At 71.9% G+C, this 17441-nt stretch carries 15 protein-coding genes, 1 pseudogene and 1 riboswitch; of the genes and pseudogenes, 13 read left to right on the top strand and 3 right to left on the bottom strand.

What is annotated here, in order from left to right; genetic code table 11:
- Positions 1-87: pseudogene (locus ACWDZ4_RS30250) on the bottom strand (FMN-binding negative transcriptional regulator); the annotation flags it as partial.
- 386 nt (positions 88-473) lie between these two features.
- Between ACWDZ4_RS30250 and hpnC the strand changes: the two are divergent.
- From hpnC to ACWDZ4_RS30200, 10 genes are all read left to right on the top strand, one after another.
- Positions 474-1385: a squalene synthase HpnC gene (gene hpnC, locus ACWDZ4_RS30245; RefSeq protein ID WP_451511582.1), complete on the top strand. Its 912-nt coding sequence runs from the start codon at positions 474-476 to the stop codon at positions 1383-1385.
- On the top strand, positions 1382-2332 hold the full coding sequence (hpnD, locus tag ACWDZ4_RS30240) for a presqualene diphosphate synthase HpnD (RefSeq protein WP_451511581.1): 951 nt from the start codon (positions 1382-1384) through the stop codon (positions 2330-2332). Before hpnC ends, hpnD begins: the two co-directional genes overlap by 4 nt.
- A 127-nt stretch (positions 2333-2459) precedes the next feature.
- Entirely contained in the window at positions 2460-3875 is a 1416-nt protein-coding gene (gene hpnE, locus ACWDZ4_RS30235; protein WP_451511580.1) for a hydroxysqualene dehydroxylase HpnE, read from the top strand.
- Positions 3872-4966 (top strand): polyprenyl synthetase family protein, encoded by a 1095-nt coding sequence (locus ACWDZ4_RS30230; RefSeq protein ID WP_451511579.1) that lies wholly within the window; start codon positions 3872-3874, stop codon positions 4964-4966. The genes hpnE and ACWDZ4_RS30230 overlap by 4 nt, the downstream gene beginning before the upstream one ends.
- A 112-nt stretch (positions 4967-5078) precedes the next feature.
- On the top strand, positions 5079-7103 hold the full coding sequence (gene shc / locus ACWDZ4_RS30225; RefSeq protein ID WP_451511578.1) for a squalene--hopene cyclase: 2025 nt from the start codon (positions 5079-5081) through the stop codon (positions 7101-7103).
- On the top strand, positions 7103-7756 hold the full coding sequence (locus ACWDZ4_RS30220; RefSeq protein ID WP_451511577.1) for a phosphorylase family protein: 654 nt from the start codon (positions 7103-7105) through the stop codon (positions 7754-7756). Before shc ends, ACWDZ4_RS30220 begins: the two co-directional genes overlap by 1 nt.
- Before the next feature lie 5 nt (positions 7757-7761).
- Positions 7762-8817: an adenosyl-hopene transferase HpnH gene (gene hpnH / locus ACWDZ4_RS30215; RefSeq protein ID WP_451511576.1), complete on the top strand. Its 1056-nt coding sequence runs from the start codon at positions 7762-7764 to the stop codon at positions 8815-8817.
- Between the two features lie 10 nt (positions 8818-8827).
- On the top strand, positions 8828-10225 hold the full coding sequence (locus tag ACWDZ4_RS30210) for an aspartate aminotransferase family protein (protein WP_451511575.1): 1398 nt from the start codon (positions 8828-8830) through the stop codon (positions 10223-10225).
- A gap of 58 nt (positions 10226-10283) precedes the next feature.
- Positions 10284-10883, top strand: coding sequence for a helix-turn-helix domain-containing protein (locus ACWDZ4_RS30205; RefSeq protein ID WP_451511574.1), 600 nt, complete (start codon positions 10284-10286; stop codon positions 10881-10883).
- Position 10884: 1 nt separating this feature from the next.
- Positions 10885-11031: a DUF6126 family protein gene (locus tag ACWDZ4_RS30200; protein ID WP_451511573.1), complete on the top strand. Its 147-nt coding sequence runs from the start codon at positions 10885-10887 to the stop codon at positions 11029-11031.
- On the opposite strand, the gene ACWDZ4_RS30195 is transcribed toward ACWDZ4_RS30200, so the two are convergent.
- Entirely contained in the window at positions 11023-11868 is an 846-nt protein-coding gene (locus tag ACWDZ4_RS30195) for a tyrosine-protein phosphatase (protein ID WP_451511572.1), read from the bottom strand. The two genes, ACWDZ4_RS30200 and ACWDZ4_RS30195, sit on opposite strands and share 9 nt — an antisense overlap.
- A gap of 166 nt (positions 11869-12034) precedes the next feature.
- Here ACWDZ4_RS30195 and ACWDZ4_RS30190 point away from each other — a divergent pair, with 166 nt between their 5' ends.
- From ACWDZ4_RS30190 to ACWDZ4_RS30180, 3 genes are all read left to right on the top strand, one after another.
- The gene (locus ACWDZ4_RS30190) at positions 12035-14131 is read left to right on the top strand and encodes an alpha-galactosidase (RefSeq protein WP_451511584.1); all 2097 of its coding nucleotides are present in this window, start codon (positions 12035-12037) and stop codon (positions 14129-14131) included.
- Positions 14132-14455: 324 nt separating this feature from the next.
- Positions 14456-14631, top strand: a riboswitch (cyclic di-AMP (ydaO/yuaA leader).
- A 2-nt stretch (positions 14632-14633) separates the two neighbouring features.
- Positions 14634-15587, top strand: coding sequence for a M23 family metallopeptidase (locus ACWDZ4_RS30185; protein ID WP_451511571.1), 954 nt, complete (start codon positions 14634-14636; stop codon positions 15585-15587).
- Between the two features lie 192 nt (positions 15588-15779).
- Positions 15780-16571 (top strand): SGNH/GDSL hydrolase family protein, encoded by a 792-nt coding sequence (locus ACWDZ4_RS30180; RefSeq protein WP_451511570.1) that lies wholly within the window; start codon positions 15780-15782, stop codon positions 16569-16571.
- Here the strand turns inward: ACWDZ4_RS30180 and ACWDZ4_RS30175 are convergent.
- Entirely contained in the window at positions 16524-17438 is a 915-nt protein-coding gene (locus ACWDZ4_RS30175; RefSeq protein WP_451511569.1) for an STM4011 family radical SAM protein, read from the bottom strand. The two genes, ACWDZ4_RS30180 and ACWDZ4_RS30175, sit on opposite strands and share 48 nt — an antisense overlap.
- Positions 17439-17441 lie beyond the last annotated feature (3 nt).

Below are 17441 nucleotides of genomic sequence, written 5' to 3'. Positions count from 1 at the left end.
GAACTTCGCCCGCACCTCGGTGACCTGAAGGCGCAGACCGCGGATGCCGGGCAGCATCCGGCCGTAGGGCGGCTGGCCGACGGTGACGGGCGGGTGCGCGGGCGCACCGGGGAGGGGCGACGCGCCCCGGCGCGGCGGTACTCCGCGAACACGTCACAATCGCCAACTCCCTTCACCTTCGGGGTGGTCGGGGTGAATTGCGGCGTTGTCGCCATGCGCGCCCCACCCCGGCGCAGTGCCGGGCGTTGTACAACGTAAGCTGTACCGGTGCTGATTCACGGCAAGTGGGGCGATAACGCCTCGGCATCTCGCCCGTGGACGGTCCATCGCTCCGGCGGACCGGCGGCGTGTCCGAAATGGGATGTATTGGGTCAGCAGTGTAGAACGGAAGATGTGACGGCAATGGCTACGGGAACTCTCCAGCTCCGAGACGCTTCCGCCGTCCCCGCGCCGGGCAGCCCGCGATGACCGGCATGCCGCGCGTGCGCCCCGACGCACACACGCGCACCACCCTCGACAAGGCCGCCGACGAGAACTTCCCGGTGGCTCCCTTCTTTCTGCCGCGCGCCTGGCGGGACGACCTGATGGCCGTCTACGGCTACGCCCGCCTCGTCGACGACATCGGCGACGGCGACCTCGCCCCCGGCGGCGCCGACGCCCGCCTCCTCGGTCTCGACCCGGTCCTGGCCGACGACCGCCTCGCCGTGCTCGACGCCTTCGAGGCCGACCTGCGCCGCGTCTTCGACGCCTCGGGGGACGGCCCGCGCCACCCGATCCTGCGGGCCCTGGCGCCCACCGTGCGCCGCTGCTCGCTCACCCCCGAGCCCTTCCTCGGGCTCGTCGAGGCCAACCGGCAGGACCAGCTCGTACGGCGCTACACGACGTACGACGACCTCCTCGCGTACTGCGAGCTGTCCGCCAACCCCGTCGGCCGGCTGGTCCTGGAGATCACCGGCACCGCCAGCCCCGAGCGGATCCGCCGCTCGGACGCGGTCTGCACCGCCCTGCAGATCGTCGAACACCTCCAGGACGTCGGCGAGGACCTCGGCCGCGACCGGATCTACCTGCCCGCCGACGACATGGCGCGCTTCCACGTCGGGGAGGCCGATCTGGCCGCACCGTCCGCGAACGCGTCGGTGCGCGCGCTGGTCGCGTACGAAGCGGAACGCGCCGGGTGCCTGCTCGATGAAGGCACCCCGCTGGTGGGTAGCGTCCACGGCAGACTCAAGCTGCTGCTCGCGGGTTTCGTCGGTGGCGGACGCGCCGCCCTCACGGCGGTCGCGGCCGCCGGCTACGACGTACTCCCCGGACCACCCCGACCCACCAGGCTGAGTCTGCTGTGCGCAGTGGGAGCTGTCTTGCGACGAGACCGAAGAGAGGGGTGAGCCGGCCCGTGGAGGGACTCACGCAGATGTCCGCACCGGTACTCGCCGCGTACAGCTACTGCGAGGCAGTGACCGGAGCGCAGGCCCGCAACTTCGCGTACGGCATCAGGCTGCTGCCGACCGACAAGCGCAACGCCATGTCCGCGCTGTACGCGTTCTCGCGGCGCGTGGACGACATCGGCGACGGAGTGCTCGCGCCCGCGGTCAAGCAGGCGCGGCTCGAGGAGACCCGCGCGCTGCTCGACCGCGTGCGGGCGGGCACCGTCGACGACGACGACACCGACCCGGTCGCCGTGGCGCTCGCGGACACGGCGCGCCGCTTCCCGATCCCGCTCGAAGCTCTCGACGAACTCATCGACGGCGTCCTCATGGACGTGCGCGGCGAGACCTACGAGACCTGGGACGACCTCAAGGTCTACTGCCGGTGCGTCGCGGGCGCCATCGGACGGCTCTCCCTGGGCGTGTTCGGCACCCAGGCCGGCGCGCGCCCCACGGAACGCGCCTGCGAGTACGCCGATACGCTGGGCCTCGCCCTCCAGCTCACGAACATCCTCCGCGACGTCCGCGAGGACGCCGGGAACGGCCGCACGTACCTGCCCTCCGACGACCTCGCCAAGTTCGGCTGCTCGGCCGGTTTCCACGGCGCGACCCCGCCCGACGGGTCCGACTTCACCGGCCTCGTCCACTACGAAGTGCGCCGCGCCCGTGCCCTGTTCGCCGAGGGCTACCGGCTGCTCCCCCTGCTCGACCGGCGCTCCGGCGCCTGCGTCGCCGCCATGGCCGGCATCTACCGGCGGCTCCTCGACCGCATCGAGCGCGACCCCGGGGCCGTGCTGCGCGGCCGTGTCTCGCTGCCCGGGCACGAGAAGGCGTACGTCGCCGTGCGCGGCCTCTCGGGGCTCGACGCCCGTACCGTCTCCCGGCTCCACACCAGGGGGCGTGCCTGATGCGGCCCGTCGCGGCCGGCGGGACGAACGCGTACGGGGAAGGCGCAGCCCCCCGGCGGGCCGGCGCGCCCCCGGCCGCGGCGGCCCGCGGTCCGTACCCCGTCGGCGAGGCCCGCGGGGAGGGCGCATGACACGCGGCACGACGGGCCCCACGTCCCCCGCGCCCGCAGGGCCGTCCGCGCACGCGGTCGTCGTCGGAGGGGGACTGGCCGGCGTCGCGGCCGCGCTCCGGCTGGCCGACGCCGGGACGCGGGTGACGCTGCTCGAAGGGCGCCCGCGCCTGGGCGGCCTCGCGTTCTCGTTCCGCCGCGGCGACCTCACCGTCGACAACGGCCAGCACGTCTATCTGCGCTGCTGCACCGCCTACCGGTGGTTCCTCGACCGGGTGGAGGGCGCCGGCCTCGCGCCGCTGCAGAGCCGCCTCGACGTACCCGTGCTCGACGTCGGCCGCGGCGCCGGGCCCCGGCTCGGACGGCTGCGCCGCACCGGACTGCCCGTACCGCTGCACCTCGCGGCCGGTCTGGCGGCGTACCCGCACCTCTCCCTCGCCGAGCGTGCGAGCGTCGGACGGGCCGCGCTCGCCCTCAAGAAGCTCGACCCGGCCGACCCCGCCCTGGACGGCGTGGACTTCGCGACCTGGCTGGGCCGCCACGGGCAGTCCGCGCGCACCGTCGAGGCGCTGTGGGACCTCGTCGGCGTCGCGACGCTCAACGCGACCGCGTCCCACGCCTCGCTCGGCCTCGCCGCGATGGTCTTCAAGACCGGGCTGCTCTCCGATCCCGGCGCGGCCGACATCGGCTGGGCGCACGTACCGCTCGGCGATCTGCACGACACGCTCGCCCGCAAGGCGCTCGACTCGGCGGGTGTGCGGACGGAGCTGCGGACCAAGGCCACCTCCCTCGCCCGTGCGGCGAGCGGCGGCTGGGAGGTCGGCACGGCGGGGGAGCGGATCGAGGCCGACACCGTCGTGCTCGCCGTGCCCCAGGGCGAGACGCACGCGCTGCTGCCCGAAGGTGCCGTCGACGACCCCGGCCGGCTGCTGGACATCGGCACCGCACCGATCCTCAACGTCCATGTCGTGTACGACCGCAAGGTGCTGCGCCGCCCCTTCTTCGCGGCGCTCGGCACCCCCGTCCAGTGGGTCTTCGACCGTACGGAGTCCTCCGGACTGAAGGGCGGCGGACAGTACCTCGCCGTCTCCCAGTCGGCCTGCCAGGACGAGATCGACGCGCCCGTGGCCGAGCTGCGCGCGCGCTACCTTCCCGAGCTGGAGCGGCTGTTGCCCGCCGCGCGCGGCGCGGGCGTGCGCGACTTCTTCGTCACCCGGGAGCGGACAGCGACGTTCGCCCCCACCCCCGGCGTCGGACGGCTGCGCCCCGGCGCCCGTACGCATGCGCCCGGCCTGTACCTGGCCGGGGCGTGGACCGCCACCGGATGGCCCGCGACCATGGAGGGTGCCGTGCGCAGCGGTGTCACCGCCGCCGGCGCGGCGCTCCGCGAACTCGGCCGCGCCCATGAACATCCGTTGCAGGAGGCGGTATGAGCACTGGCATTGACACAAGAGGAGAGCCTGTGACCCCGGTGAATCCGGTGGACAACACCACGGTGGACATCGCCGCGCTTCTGGAGCGCGGCCGCACCCTGTCCACGCCGGTGCTGAAGGCCGCCGTGGGCCGGCTCGCGCCACCCATGGACACCGTCGCGGCCTACCACTTCGGGTGGATCGACGCACAGGGACGGCCCGCCGACGGCGACGGCGGCAAGGCCGTGCGCCCGGCGCTCGCGCTGCTGTCCGCCGAGGCGGCGGGTGCATCGCCCGAGACCGGTGTCCCCGGCGCAGTCGCCGTGGAACTCGTGCACAACTTCTCCCTGCTCCACGACGACCTGATGGACGGCGACGAGCAGCGCCGCCACCGCGACACGGTGTGGAAGGTGCACGGTCCCGCGCAGGCGATCCTCGTCGGCGACGCGCTCTTCGCGCTCGCCAACGAGGTGCTGCTGGAGCTCGGCACCGTCGAGGCGGGACGCGCCACGCGCCGGCTCACCACCGCGAGCCGCAAGCTCATCGACGGCCAGGCGCAGGACATCTCCTTCGAGCACCGCGAGCGGGTCACCGTCGAGGAGTGCCTGGAGATGGAGGGCAACAAGACGGGCGCGCTGCTGGCCTGCGCCGTCTCCATCGGCGCGGTGCTCGGCGGGGCGGACGACCGTACGGCCGACACGCTGGAGGCGTACGGCTACCACCTCGGCCTCGCCTTCCAGGCCGTCGACGACCTGCTCGGCATCTGGGGCGACCCGGACGCCACCGGCAAGCAGACCTGGAGCGACCTGCGCCAGCGCAAGAAGTCCCTGCCCGTCGTCGCGGCGCTGGCGGCCGGCGGCGCCGCCTCCGAGCGGCTCGGCGAACTGCTCTCCGCCGACGCCAAGAGCAACGACTTCGACAGTTTCTCCGAGGAGGAGTTCGCCACCAGGGCGGCTCTGATCGAGGAGGCGGGCGGCCGTGAGTGGACGGCTCAGGAAGCCCGCAGGCAGCACGCCGTCGCCATCGAGGCGCTGGACGGCGTCGACATGCCCCCGCAGGTGCGTGCGCAGCTCACCGCGCTCGCGGACTTCGTCGTCGTACGGAAGAGATGATCAGTATCCGCCTCATATGACTCGCAGTCGCCGGCCGGTGCCAGGAAAACCGGGCGCCGGCCGACGTCGGACCCCAGCACAGCAGAGAAACCAACTGCACGAAGGGGAAACCATGACAGCGACGACCGACGGAAGCACCGGGGCCGTGGAGCCCTGCGTAGCCGCGGCCAGCGAACTCACCGACAACACCGCCGGTATCGGTATCGGTACCGATACCGGTCCTGCCCCGTCCGGCGTCCTGGACGCGGCGCGGCGGGCCACGGACCGCGCGGTCGAGCATCTGCTCGCCCAGCAGGACCCCCAGGGCTGGTGGAAGGGCGACCTCGAAACCAATGTGACCATGGACGCCGAGGACCTGCTGCTCCGTCACTTCCTGGGCACCGAGGACGACAGGACCCTGCGGGCCGCCGCGCTCTTCATCCGCGGCGAGCAGCGCGACGACGGCACCTGGGCCACCTTCTACGGCGGACCCGGCGACCTCTCCACCACCATCGAGGCGTACGTCGCCCTGCGGCTCGCCGGAGACCTGCCGGGCGACCCGCACATGGCGCGCGCCGCGGCCTGGATCAGGGAGCACGGCGGCATCGCCGCGAGCCGTGTCTTCACCCGGATCTGGCTCGCGCTCTTCGGCTGGTGGAAATGGGACGACCTGCCCGAGCTGCCACCCGAACTGATCTTCCTCCCCTCGTGGTTCCCCCTCAACATCTACGACTTCGGCTGCTGGGCCCGGCAGACCATCGTGCCGCTGACCGTGGTCTCGGCGAAACGGCCCGTGCGCCCCGCGCCGTTCGCGCTCGACGAGCTGCACACCGACCCGCGGGTGCCGAACCCGCCCAGGGGGCTTGCCGCGCCGACCGGCTGGGAGGGCGCTTTCCAGCTGCTCGACAAGGCCCTGCACGTCTACCGCAAGATCGCGCCCGCCAGACTGCGCGGCGCCGCGATGAGGAGCGCGGCGCGCTGGATCATCGAACGGCAGGAGAACGACGGCTGCTGGGGCGGCATCCAGCCGCCCGCCGTGTACTCCCTGATCGCGCTCCACCTGCTCGGATACGACCTGGACCATCCGGTGATGCGCGCCGGGCTCGCATCGCTCGACCGGTTCACGGTGTGGCGCGAGGACGGCTCCCGCATGATCGAGGCCTGCCAGTCGCCGGTCTGGGACACCTGCCTCGCCACCATCGCACTGGCCGACGCGGGGGTGCGCCCCGACGACCCGGCGCTCGTCAAGGCGGCCGACTGGATGATGAGCGAGCAGATCGTACGGCCGGGCGACTGGGCCGTACGCCGGCCCGGACTGGAGCCCGGCGGCTGGGCGTTCGAGTTCCACAACGACAACTACCCGGACATCGACGACACCGCCGAGGTCGTCCTGGCGCTCCGGCGCGTCGCGCACCCGGACCGCGGGCGCATAGAAGCGACCGTCGAGCGCGCCGTCCGCTGGAACCTCGGAATGCAGTCGAAGAACGGCGCCTGGGCGGCATTCGACGCCGACAACACCAGCCCCTTCCCCAACCGCCTGCCCTTCTGCGACTTCGGCGAGGTCATCGACCCGCCGTCCGCCGACGTCACCGCGCACGTGGTGGAGATGCTGGCGGTCGAGGGCAAGGCGTACGACCCGCGGACCCGGCGCGGCATCGAGTGGCTGCTGGCCGAGCAGGAACCCAACGGTTCCTGGTTCGGCCGCTGGGGCGTCAACTACGTGTACGGAACGGGATCGGTGGTGCCCGCGCTGACCGCGGCCGGACTGCCCGCCGCGCACCCCGCCGTCCGCCGCGCCGTCGACTGGCTCGAGTCCGTCCAGAACGACGACGGCGGCTGGGGCGAGGACCTGCGCTCGTACCGGGAGGCCCGATGGGCCGGACACGGCGCCTCGACCCCGTCGCAGACCGCCTGGGCGCTGCTGGCCCTGCTCGCGGCGGGGGAGCGGGAGCGCAAGTCCGTCGAGCGGGGGGTCGCCTGGCTCGCCGGGACCCAGCGGGAGGACGGCTCCTGGGACGAGCCGTACTTCACGGGCACCGGGTTCCCCTGGGACTTCTCCATCAACTACCACCTCTACCGTCAGGTCTTCCCGCTCACCGCCCTCGGGCGGTACGTCCACGGGGAGCCCGCCTTCCCGGGCCTCCGGCAGGGGACCTGATGGGCCGGTCCCCGGCGTTCCCGGGGCCCGCGCCGCTGCTGATCGCCTGCGCGCTCGGCATCGAACGGTTCGCGCTGCGCGGCGGCGACCGCAAGGGGGCCCCGGGGCCCGTGACCGTACTGCGTACGGGCATGGGCCCCGGGGCGGCCGAGGCGGCCGTCGGCAGGGCGCTCGGACCCGGCCGCCCGGCCGGGGACGCCGCCGTCATCGCGTCCGGCTTCTGCGCCGGGCTCGTCCCCGGCATGCACCCCGGGGACCTGGTCGTCGCCGACGAGACCCGCGACCCCCGCTCCAGCACGGCCTGCACGGGCGTGGAGCTGCTGGCCGGGGCGCTGGCCAGGGCGGTGCCCGGGCGCACCGTCCACACCGGCCCGCTGGCCGGCTCCGACCATGTCGTACGCGGCCACGAGCGGGCCGGGCTGCGGGCCACCGGGGCCATCGCGGTGGACATGGAATCCGCCGCCACGCTCTGGAGCGCGCTGCGGGCGGGCCCGCGTCCGGTTGCGGCCGTACGTGTGGTCGTGGACGCTCCGGAACACGAGCTCGTGCGCATGGGGACGGTCCGGGGTGGAATATCGGCCTTCCGTGTTCTTCGCGCAGTCCTTCCGGCTTTCTTCGAATGGCACCGTTCTTTGCTGCTCCCCAGGAGGTGAGCTAGATGGCCATGCCACTCCGTCAGACCATCAGGGTCGGGACGTACCTCGTAGAACAGAAGCTCCGCAAGCGCGAGAAGTTCCCGCTCATCGTCGAGCTGGAACCCCTCTACGCCTGCAACCTCGCATGCGAGGGCTGTGGCAAGATCCAGCACCCGGCCGGGGTCCTGAAGCAGCGCATGCCCGTGGCCCAGGCCGTGGGCGCGGTACTGGAGTCGGGCGCTCCGATGGTCTCCATCGCGGGCGGCGAGCCGCTGATGCACCCCCAGATCGACGAGATCGTGCGGCAGCTGGTGGCGAAGAGGAAGTACGTGTTCCTCTGCACCAACGCGATGCTGCTGCGCAAGAAGATCGAGAAGTTCACACCTTCGCCGTACTTCGCCTTCGCCGTGCACATCGACGGGCTGCGCGAGCGGCACGACGAGTCGGTGGCGAAGGAAGGCGTGTTCGACGAAGCGGTGGCAGCGATCAAGGAGGCCAAGAAGCGCGGCTTCCGGGTCACCACCAACTCCACCTTCTTCAACACCGACACCCCGCAGACGATCATCGAGGTGCTCAACTACCTCAATGACGACCTCAAGGTGGACGAGATGATGATCTCGCCCGCCTACGCGTACGAGAAGGCACCCGACCAGGAGCACTTCCTCGGCGTCGAGCAGACCAGGGAACTGTTCCGGAAGGCGTTCTCCGGCGGCAACCGGCGGCGCTGGCGGCTGAACCACTCGCCGCTCTTCCTGGACTTCCTGGAGGGCAAGGCGGACTTCCCGTGCACGGCGTGGGCGATCCCCAACTACTCGCTCTTCGGGTGGCAGCGGCCCTGCTACCTGATGAGCGACGGGTACGTCCCGACGTACCGGGAGCTCATCGAGGACACCGACTGGAGCAAGTACGGGCGGGGCAAGGACCCGAGGTGCGCCAACTGCATGGCGCACTGCGGCTACGAGCCGACGGCCGTGCTCGCCACCATGGGTTCGCTCAAGGAGTCGCTGCGCGCGGTCCGCGAGACCGTCTCGGGACACCACGGGCAGCCGGGGAAGCCCGGCCCCGCCGGCGAACACTGAGGAGAGCGCGATGACGGACGGCGGGCCGAAGGGGTTCGACCTGGCGGGACTCCTCGCCGAACGCGGGGCCGAGCGCTACGAGCTGCACGCCAGGCATCTGAACCACCAGCTGCCGCGCATGCTGCGCACCATCGGCTTCGACAAGGTCTACGAGCGCGCCGAGGGCGCCTACTTCTGGGACGCGGAAGGCAACGACTACCTCGACATGCTCGCGGGCTTCGGCGTGATGGGCCTCGGCCGGCACCATCCCGTCGTACGCAAGGCGCTGCACGACGTCATCGACGCCTCGCTCGCCGACCTGACGCGCTTCGACTGCCAGCCGCTCCCCGGGCTGCTCGCGGAGAAACTGCTCGCCCACAGTCCGCACCTGGACCGGGTGTTCTTCGGCAACAGCGGCACGGAGGCCGTCGAGACCGCGCTGAAGTTCGCCCGGTACGCGACGGGCAGGCCCAGGATCCTGTACTGCGCCCACGCCTTCCACGGCCTGACCACGGGCTCGCTGTCGGTGAACGGCGAGGCGGGCTTCCGGGACGGGTTCGCACCGCTGCTGCCGGACACCGAAATCGCGCTCGGGGACCTGGACGCGCTGGAGCGGGAGCTGAAGAAGGGCGACGTGGCCGGCTTCGTCGTCGAGCCGATCCAGGGAAAGGGCGTGCACGAGTCCCCGCCGGGATTCCTGCGCGCTGCCCAGGAGCTGCTCCGCCGCCACAAGGCGCTGCTGATCGCCGACGAGGTGCAGACGGGCCTGGGCCGGACCGGCGACTTCTACGCGTACCAGCACGAAGAGGGAGTGGAACCGGATCTGCTGTGCGTCGCGAAGGCGCTCTCGGGCGGCTACGTACCGGTCGGCGCGACCCTCGGCAAGGACTGGATCTTCAAGCGCGTCTACTCGTCGATGGACCGGGTGCTCGTGCACTCGGCCAGCTTCGGCTCGAACGCGCAGGCCATGGCGGCGGGCCTGGCCGTCCTCACGGTGATGGAGGACGAGGAGATCGTCGCGAACGCCCGGCGCTCGGGCGACCTGCTGCGCGAGCGGCTGACCGCGCTCACCGGCCGCTACGAGCTGCTGCACGACGTGCGCGGGCGCGGCCTCATGATCGGCATCGAGTTCGGCCGGCCCGCCTCGCTGAAACTGCGCAGCCGCTGGACCGTGCTCCAGGCCGCCCGCAAAGGACTCTTCGCGCAGATGGTCGTCGTACCGCTGCTCCAGAGGCACCGCATCCTCACCCAGGTCTCCGGCGACCACCTCGAAGTGATCAAGCTGATCCCGCCGCTGATCGTGGGGGAGGAAGAGGTGGACCGCTTCGTCGGCGCGTTCACCGCGGTGATGGACGACGCACACAGCGGCGGCGGCCTGATGTGGGACTTCGGCAGGACGCTCGTGAAACAGGCGGTGGCGAACCGGTGATTTTGCCCGTGAGGCAAGATGCTTGCCTCACGGGCAATGACTCTGGCCCAATGGAGGCATGACCCCCCGGCTCGAAGAGACGGCCGAAGGACTGCCTTCGGTCGCACCGCAACTGCGCGGTCTGCGCCGCCGCAGCGGCCTCACCCTGGAGGCGGCCGCGCGCCGCGCCGCGCTCTCCCCCGCGCACCTGTCGCGTCTGGAGACGGGACAGCGCCAGCCCTCGCTGCCGATGCTGCTCGCGCTGGCCCGTGTCTACGGTACGACGGTGTCCGCGCTCCTCGGCGAGACGCCGGGCGAGCGGGACGCCGTACTGCGCGCGGACGAGGCGCGGCCGCGGGAGGCCGACGGCTGGACGTACCACCGGGCCGGCGGCTCAGGACGGGCCATGCAGGCGCTGCGGGTGCACGTGCCGTACGGCGCGCAGGGGGACCTGGTGCGGGTCCACCCCGGCGAGGAATGGCTGTACGTGCTGTCGGGACCCCTGCGGCTGGTGCTCGGCGAGAGCGTCCACCGGCTCGACGCCGGGGACAGCGCCCACTTCGACTCGCTGACCCCGCACCGCATCGCGGCCGCCTCCCCGGACGGGGCCGACCTGCTGTTCGTCCACACATTGCTGCAGAGCGCCACCGCCGGGCTGTGCCTGCCCCAGGAGACCTGAGATGCCGGAAGACAAGACCACCGCGCGCCACTTCGTGGAGGACAGGATCCCCCGTGGCCTGGCGATCCGCGTCTTCGTGTACGTCGTCGCGGGCCACCTCTTCGCGGCCTTCGTCTACCTGCTCTTCACGCTCGGGGGCTCACGCTGACGCCGGCCGCGCCCAGCTCTCGTCGAGCAGGCGCAGCCGCAGCCGCTCGCGGGTCTCGGGGGTGACGTTCAGCCCCTCCGCGAGGTAGCGGTCGGTGGTGCCCCAGGTCTCCTCGATCGTCTCGAAGGCCGCGGCCAGGTACTCCGCGCGGGCCTCGAAGAGCGGGCTGAGCAGCTCCATCACCTCGGGGGACATCCCGGCCGACGAGCTGTCGCTGCGGTGCACCTTGTAGCGGCGGCGCGGGTCGTTCGACTTCAGGTAGTCGGCCTCGATGGCATCGCGCTCGACGCCGACCGCGAGCAGGGTCACGGCTATGGACAGGCCCGCGCGGTCCTTGCCCGCCGCGCAGTGCATCAGCGCGGGGACACTGTCCTCGGCGAGAGCGTGCAGGACCTGGCTGTGCTCGGCCGTGCGCTCCTTGATGATCATGCGGTACGTCGCCGACATCCGGTCCGCCGCCTTGCCGTCCGAGAGGATCTCGCGCAGCTCGTCGAGGTTCCCGTCGCGGACCATTTTCCAGAACACGGCGCCGTCGGCCGGGTCCGTCAGCGGCAGGTTCACATTGCGCACACCCGGCAGCTCGATGTCCGGGCCCTCCAGCTTCTGGTCCACCTCGTTGCGGAAGTCGAAGACCGTGTGGAGGCCCAGCGAACCGAGGAACGCCGCGTCGGCGGCGGTGGCGTGCGCCAGGTGGCCGCTGCGGAAGAGGGCTCCGTACCGGACCCGCCGCCCGTCCACGGTCGGCAGACCGCCGACGTCACGGAAGTTGCGCACCGCGGCGAGCTCGGGCTCCGGTTCGGGCTCTGTCGACGGGACCTGCGGCAGCTGCTGTGTCACGGGGGCTCCTGAAATCTGCCGTCGGCGCTGCTCGCCGACTTCGGCGCGTTTCGACGATACGACATGGGTACCTGGGGCAAGCATCTCGGCCGTCGCCGTGCGGGCGTTGCCCCGGGGCGGCGGGGCGGCCAAGATGATCGCACCTGTGCCGATCCGAGGGGACTGGATGATCGAGACCGGCGGCAACGGCCGTACCTGGCTGCTCTCCGGGGCGGCCGGCAGCTACGCACTGCACCTCACGGACCAGGACGAGCTGGTCCACCTGCACTGGGGGCCACGGATCTCCCTCGCCGACGCCGAGTCCCTCGCCGCCGAACCCCCGTCGCCCTACTGGCCGTTCGAGTCGCAGCTCGACGGGCGCGAGGAGTACCCCGTCGAGGGCGGGCCCCGCTTCGTACGCCCCGCCCTGTCCGTGCGTACGCCCGAGGTGCGCGGCACCGAGTGGCGCTGCGACGGTTCCGCCGCGGCGGGCGACGAACTGCGGCTGCGCTTCACCGACCCCGTGCACCACCTCGGCCTCACCCTGCACTACCGGATGCGCGAGGACTGCGACGTCGTCGAGCGGTGGGCCACCGTCGCGCACGAGGGACCGGCCGGCGCCCCCGCCCTGGAGCTGCTGCGGGCCGATGCCGCCGCCTGGACACTGCCCCGGCGCGAGCGGTGGCGGCTGAGCCAGCTGCACGGCCGGTGGGCGGCCGAGTCCCGGCTCGTACGCTCCGCACTCACCCCCGGCGAGAAGATCCTGGGCAGCCGCCGCGGCCACACCGGACACCAGCACCTGCCGTGGGTCGCGCTCGACGCGGAGGGCGCCACGGAGGAGAGCGGCGAGGTGTACGGCTGCGCGCTCGGCTGGTCCGGGTCGTGGCGCATCGCCGTACAGCAACTGCCCGACGGCACCGTCCAGATCACCGGCGGGGCCGGGCACGACGACTCGGGTCTGCTGCGGCTGGCGCCCGGCGGAACGTACACCACACCCGTCTTCGCGGGGCTGTGGAGCGAGGGCGGGTTCGGCGGCGCGAGCCGGGCCTGGCACGCCTGGCAGCTCGCACACGTCGTCCCCGGCGCGGAGCGGGCGCGGCCCGTTCTTTACAACTCCTGGGAGGCGACCGGATTCGACATCTCCGAGGAACAGCAGCGCGTGCTCGCACGGCGGGCCGCCGACATCGGCGTGGAGCTGTTCGTCGTGGACGACGCCTGGTTCGGCGCCCGGACCAGCGACCGCGCCGGGCTCGGCGACTGGACGCCCAATCCGGACCGCTTCCCCGGCGGGCTGGGGCCGCTCGCCGACGAAGTGCACGGCCTGGGGATGCGGTTCGGGATCTGGGTCGAGCCGGAGATGGTGAACGCGGACAGCGATCTGTACCGGGCGCATCCGGACTGGGTGCAGCACCATCCCGGCCGCACCCCCACGGAGTTCCGCCACCAGCTCGTCCTCAATCTGGCGCGCGGCGACGTCCAGGCGTACCTCTGGGACCAGCTCCACGGGCTGCTGTCGAACGCGCCCGTCGACTATGTGAAGTGGGACTTCAACCGCTGCTTCACCGACGCGGGCTGGCCGGGCGAACCGTACCCGCAGAAGCTGTGGACCGAGCATGTGCACGCCCTGTACGCGCTCCTCGACCGGCTGCGGGCCGCGCATCCGGACGTCGCCTTCGAGTCGTGCTCGGGCGGCGGCGGGCGGATCGACCTCGGGATCCTCTCCCGTACCGACCAGGTGTGGACGTCCGACAACACCGATCCGCTGGACCGGCTCGCCATCCAGCACGGCTTCAGCCAGCTGCATCCGGCGCGGGCGATGGCCGCCTGGGTCACCGACAGCCCCAACACGCAGCTCAACGGGCGGGTCAGCTCGCTGCGCTTCCGCTTCGTGAGCGCGATGGCGGGGGTGCTCGGCATCGGCGGCGACCTGGCCGGGTGGAGCGAGGACGAGATCGCCGAGGCGCGCGAGTGGGTGGACCTGTACAAGGAGATCCGGCCGGTCGTGCAACACGGCGAGCTGCATCGGTTGCGGGCGCCCGAGGGCGGGCTGAGCGCGGTCCAGTACGTGCGCGGGGACGACACCGTCGTCCTCGCCTGGCTCCAGGCCCAGCACTACGGCGAGCAGCAGCCGCCGCTGCGCCTGCGCGGGCTCGACCCGGGCGCGGCGTACGCCTGCCTCGACACCTCGGCGGTGCACCGGGGTTCCGTACTGCTCCACCGGGGACTGCGCACCGCGCTGCGCGGTGATCTCGATGCCGCGGTCTTCCGGCTGAGGAGGGTCTGACCCCTTGCGGAGCGCAGCCAGGGAGGTAAGCGGCACTTGGGGCTAAATGGGCTATTTTGGTGCAACTCCCCTTGCTGTGACGGTAAATGGCGGGACTGCTGGTGAGCAGGATCATATTCGTGACAGTGCGTGGCGGAGTGCCGGGTGCGAATTCCAGTTCACGGGCGGTGCGTAAAGATCCGTAATCGACGGAGGGTGACGGGAATTCCGTGGTGAATTCCCGTCAGGCAACGACCGTCCGAATGGACTGGCTTGTACGGGGCAGCCCCGTCGGCTTACGGTCACCGCAATCCGGGTGGACCGCCGAATCCTGCCACCTCCCGGAATCCGCACTCACTCACTCACGCGTTGGCAGGAGCGGGGGACCCAGGTAAGTACGCCGGTGATCCGGACGTCTCATGCGTCCGGACCGGCTTTGGGGTGAAGTCGCGCAGCAGCGCGGCCGGGCATCTCCAGCCCGAACCCGACAGCTCACCTCGTAGGCGCCGGAGAGGAATGTTCCATGCCCGCAAAGGGTAAGCACCGCCGCCCGAGGTCCAACTCGATCACTCGCGGAATTGTCGCCGCGGGAGCGGGTGGAGCCGTACTCGCACTTCCCCTGATCACCGCCACCGGTGCGAACGCCGCGGAGAAGGCCGCAGCCCCGGCCGCCGCGTCCGCCTCCGCGGTGACCGAGAAGGCGACGCCGCAGAAGAAGGCCGACGCCAAGGTCTACTCCGTGGTCTCCGGCGACTACCTGTCGAAGATCGCCGAAGAGCAGAACGTGCGCGGTGGCTGGCAGGAGCTGTACGAAGACAACCGTGAGGTCGTCGGCGGCAACCCCTCGCTGATCCTGCCGGGCATGAAGCTGACGATCGGCGCCAAGGCGTCGGCGCCCGCGAAGCAGGCCCCGGCGAAGCCGGCGGCCGAGGCGCCTGCCGCGCCCAAGCCTGCCGCCCCCAAGGCCGAGGCCGCCGCCCCCAAGGTCGAGGCCAAGGTCGAGGCCAAGGTCGAGGCCAAGGCGGAGGAGTCCACTTCCGTGAACTCCGCCTCCGCCGCGCAGAGCACCGGCTCCGGCTTCACCGCCCCGGTCTCCGCGAGCGTCACCACCCCGTACCGCGCCGCCGGCGGCAGCTGGTCCAGCGGCTACCACACGGGCGTCGACTTCGCCGCGGCCAGCGGTACCCCGGTCAAGGCCGTCGGTGCCGGCACCGTCGTCTCCGCGGGCTGGAGCGGCTCGTACGGCAACGAGGTCGTCATCAAGCACGACGACGGCCGGTACTCGCAGTACGCCCACCTGTCCTCGCTGTCCGTCTCCTCCGGTCAGAGCGTCGGCGGCGGCACGCAGATAGGCCTCTCCGGTTCCACGGGCAACTCGACCGGCCCGCACCTGCACTTCGAGATCCGCACCGGCCCGAGCTACGGCTCGGACGTCGACCCGCTGGCCTACCTGCGCGGCCACGGCGTCACCGTCTGACCCGTCCAGGGCCGGCCCGAACGCTCCCCGTACGCCCCCTTCCGCTGCCCACACCGGGCGGCAGAAGGGGGCGTACGTGCGTTTTCGGGCTATTCCGGGTTGGACAAAACTTGACCGGTGTCATATATCACCCCGCGTCAACCCCTCCCTACGGTGGCGTAGGTCACTTGTTCCAGTGAAGGATGTGCCGACGTGGCAGACGATTCGAGATCATTCAGGGCAGGCACCATCGGGTCGTACGCGGCGATCGGCGACAGCTTCACCGAAGGCGTCGGAGATCCCGGACCCGACGGTGCGTTCATCGGCTGGGCCGACCGGCTCGCCGTACTCCTCGACGACCGCGTACCCGAGCACACGTTCCGCTACGCCAACCTCGCCGTACGCGGCCGTCTCCTCGACCAGATCGTGGCGGAGCAGGTCCCGCGCGCGAAGGCGCTCGCACCCGACCTGGTGAGCTTCTGCGCCGGCGGCAACGACATCCTCCGGCCCGGCAGCGACCCCGACGACGTCGCCGAGCGCTTCGAGCGGGCCGTCGCGGACCTCACCGGCGCCGTCGGCACCGTCATGGTGACCACCGGCTTCGACACGCGCACCATGCCCGTGCTGCGCCATCTGCGCGGCAAGATCGCGACGTACACGGCGCACGTGCGGGCGGTGGCCGACCGGTACGACTGCCCGGTGCTCGACCTGTGGTCGCTCAAGTCCATCCAGGACCGGCGCGCCTGGGACGTCGACCGGCTGCACCTCTCGCCCGAGGGCCACACCCGGGTCGCGCTGCGCGCCGCGCAGGTGCTGGGACTCGACGTCCCGGCCGACCCGGACCAGGCGTGGCCGCTGATGGCGCCGCGCGGCTCGCTGGAGGCGCGCAGGGACAACATCCAGTGGGCGCGGGAGCACCTGGTGCCGTGGATCGGGCGCCGGCTGCGCGGGGAGTCCTCAGGTGACCACATCGAGGCGAAGCGGCCCGATCTGCTGCCCCTGTGAGAGGGCGGCAGGTGCGCGGGGGACGCGTTCCAGGACGCCGCCCGCGAACACGTCGTACAGCGGCAGCGTCTCCAGGTGGACGTAGCCGATGTGGCAGTCGCAGACGGCGAGGGGGCAGACGCGCGGACGCAGTGCCCGCCGGTACGAGCCGTCGTAGAGGTTGCCGAGCTCGGCGCGCACGAAGTGGCAGCGGCGCACCGTGCCCTCGCCGTCCACCGAGATCACCGATTCGCCGGTCCGGCAGGGGAGACCGGCGGAGCGGTGCGGATGGCGGCTGTACGGGAAGAGGGGGTCCAGGGCCGTCCAGTGTCCGGCCTCCTCGTCCGTGTAGGTGCGGCCCTCGGCCGCGTTGACCCACAGGTAGACCTCGGAGGGGAGCGCGGCGCGCAGCCTGCGCGCCTCTTCGAGGTGCTCGGGGAAGCCGACCACGCCGACGCTGAAACGCACGCCGCGGGCGCTCAGTTCGCGGCACTTGGCGAGGAAACGGCCGTACGGTGTCTGCCCCGGGTGGTACGTGCACCACAGCGCGAGCGTGCCGAGGTCGGCGCCGTCTTCGCCCCCGGTGAGCCAGTCGGTGCGGCAGCTGAGGTTGGTCTGGATGGCGACGCGCCGGATGTGCGGCATGCGGGACAGCTCGGTGAGGGCGCGGCGGTACCAGGAGCGGACCAGGCCCTCGCCCCACGGCGTGAAGAGCACCGAGAGGCGGTCCCCGTCCGTCCGGGCGGCGGCCCACCCGGTGAAGCGCTCCAGCGCGGCGCGGTCGGCGCGCAACTGCTCACGGCTGTCGCGGCGCTTGGCGAACGGGCAGTACGGACAGTCGTAGTCGCAGGAGGCGAGGGGGCCGCGGTAGAGGATCGTGAGGTCCATGGC

Source organism: Streptomyces sp. NPDC003016, assembly GCF_053591455.1.
Note: the sequence above shows the minus strand (reverse complement) of the source record. Positions and strands in the feature narration are given on the sequence as shown.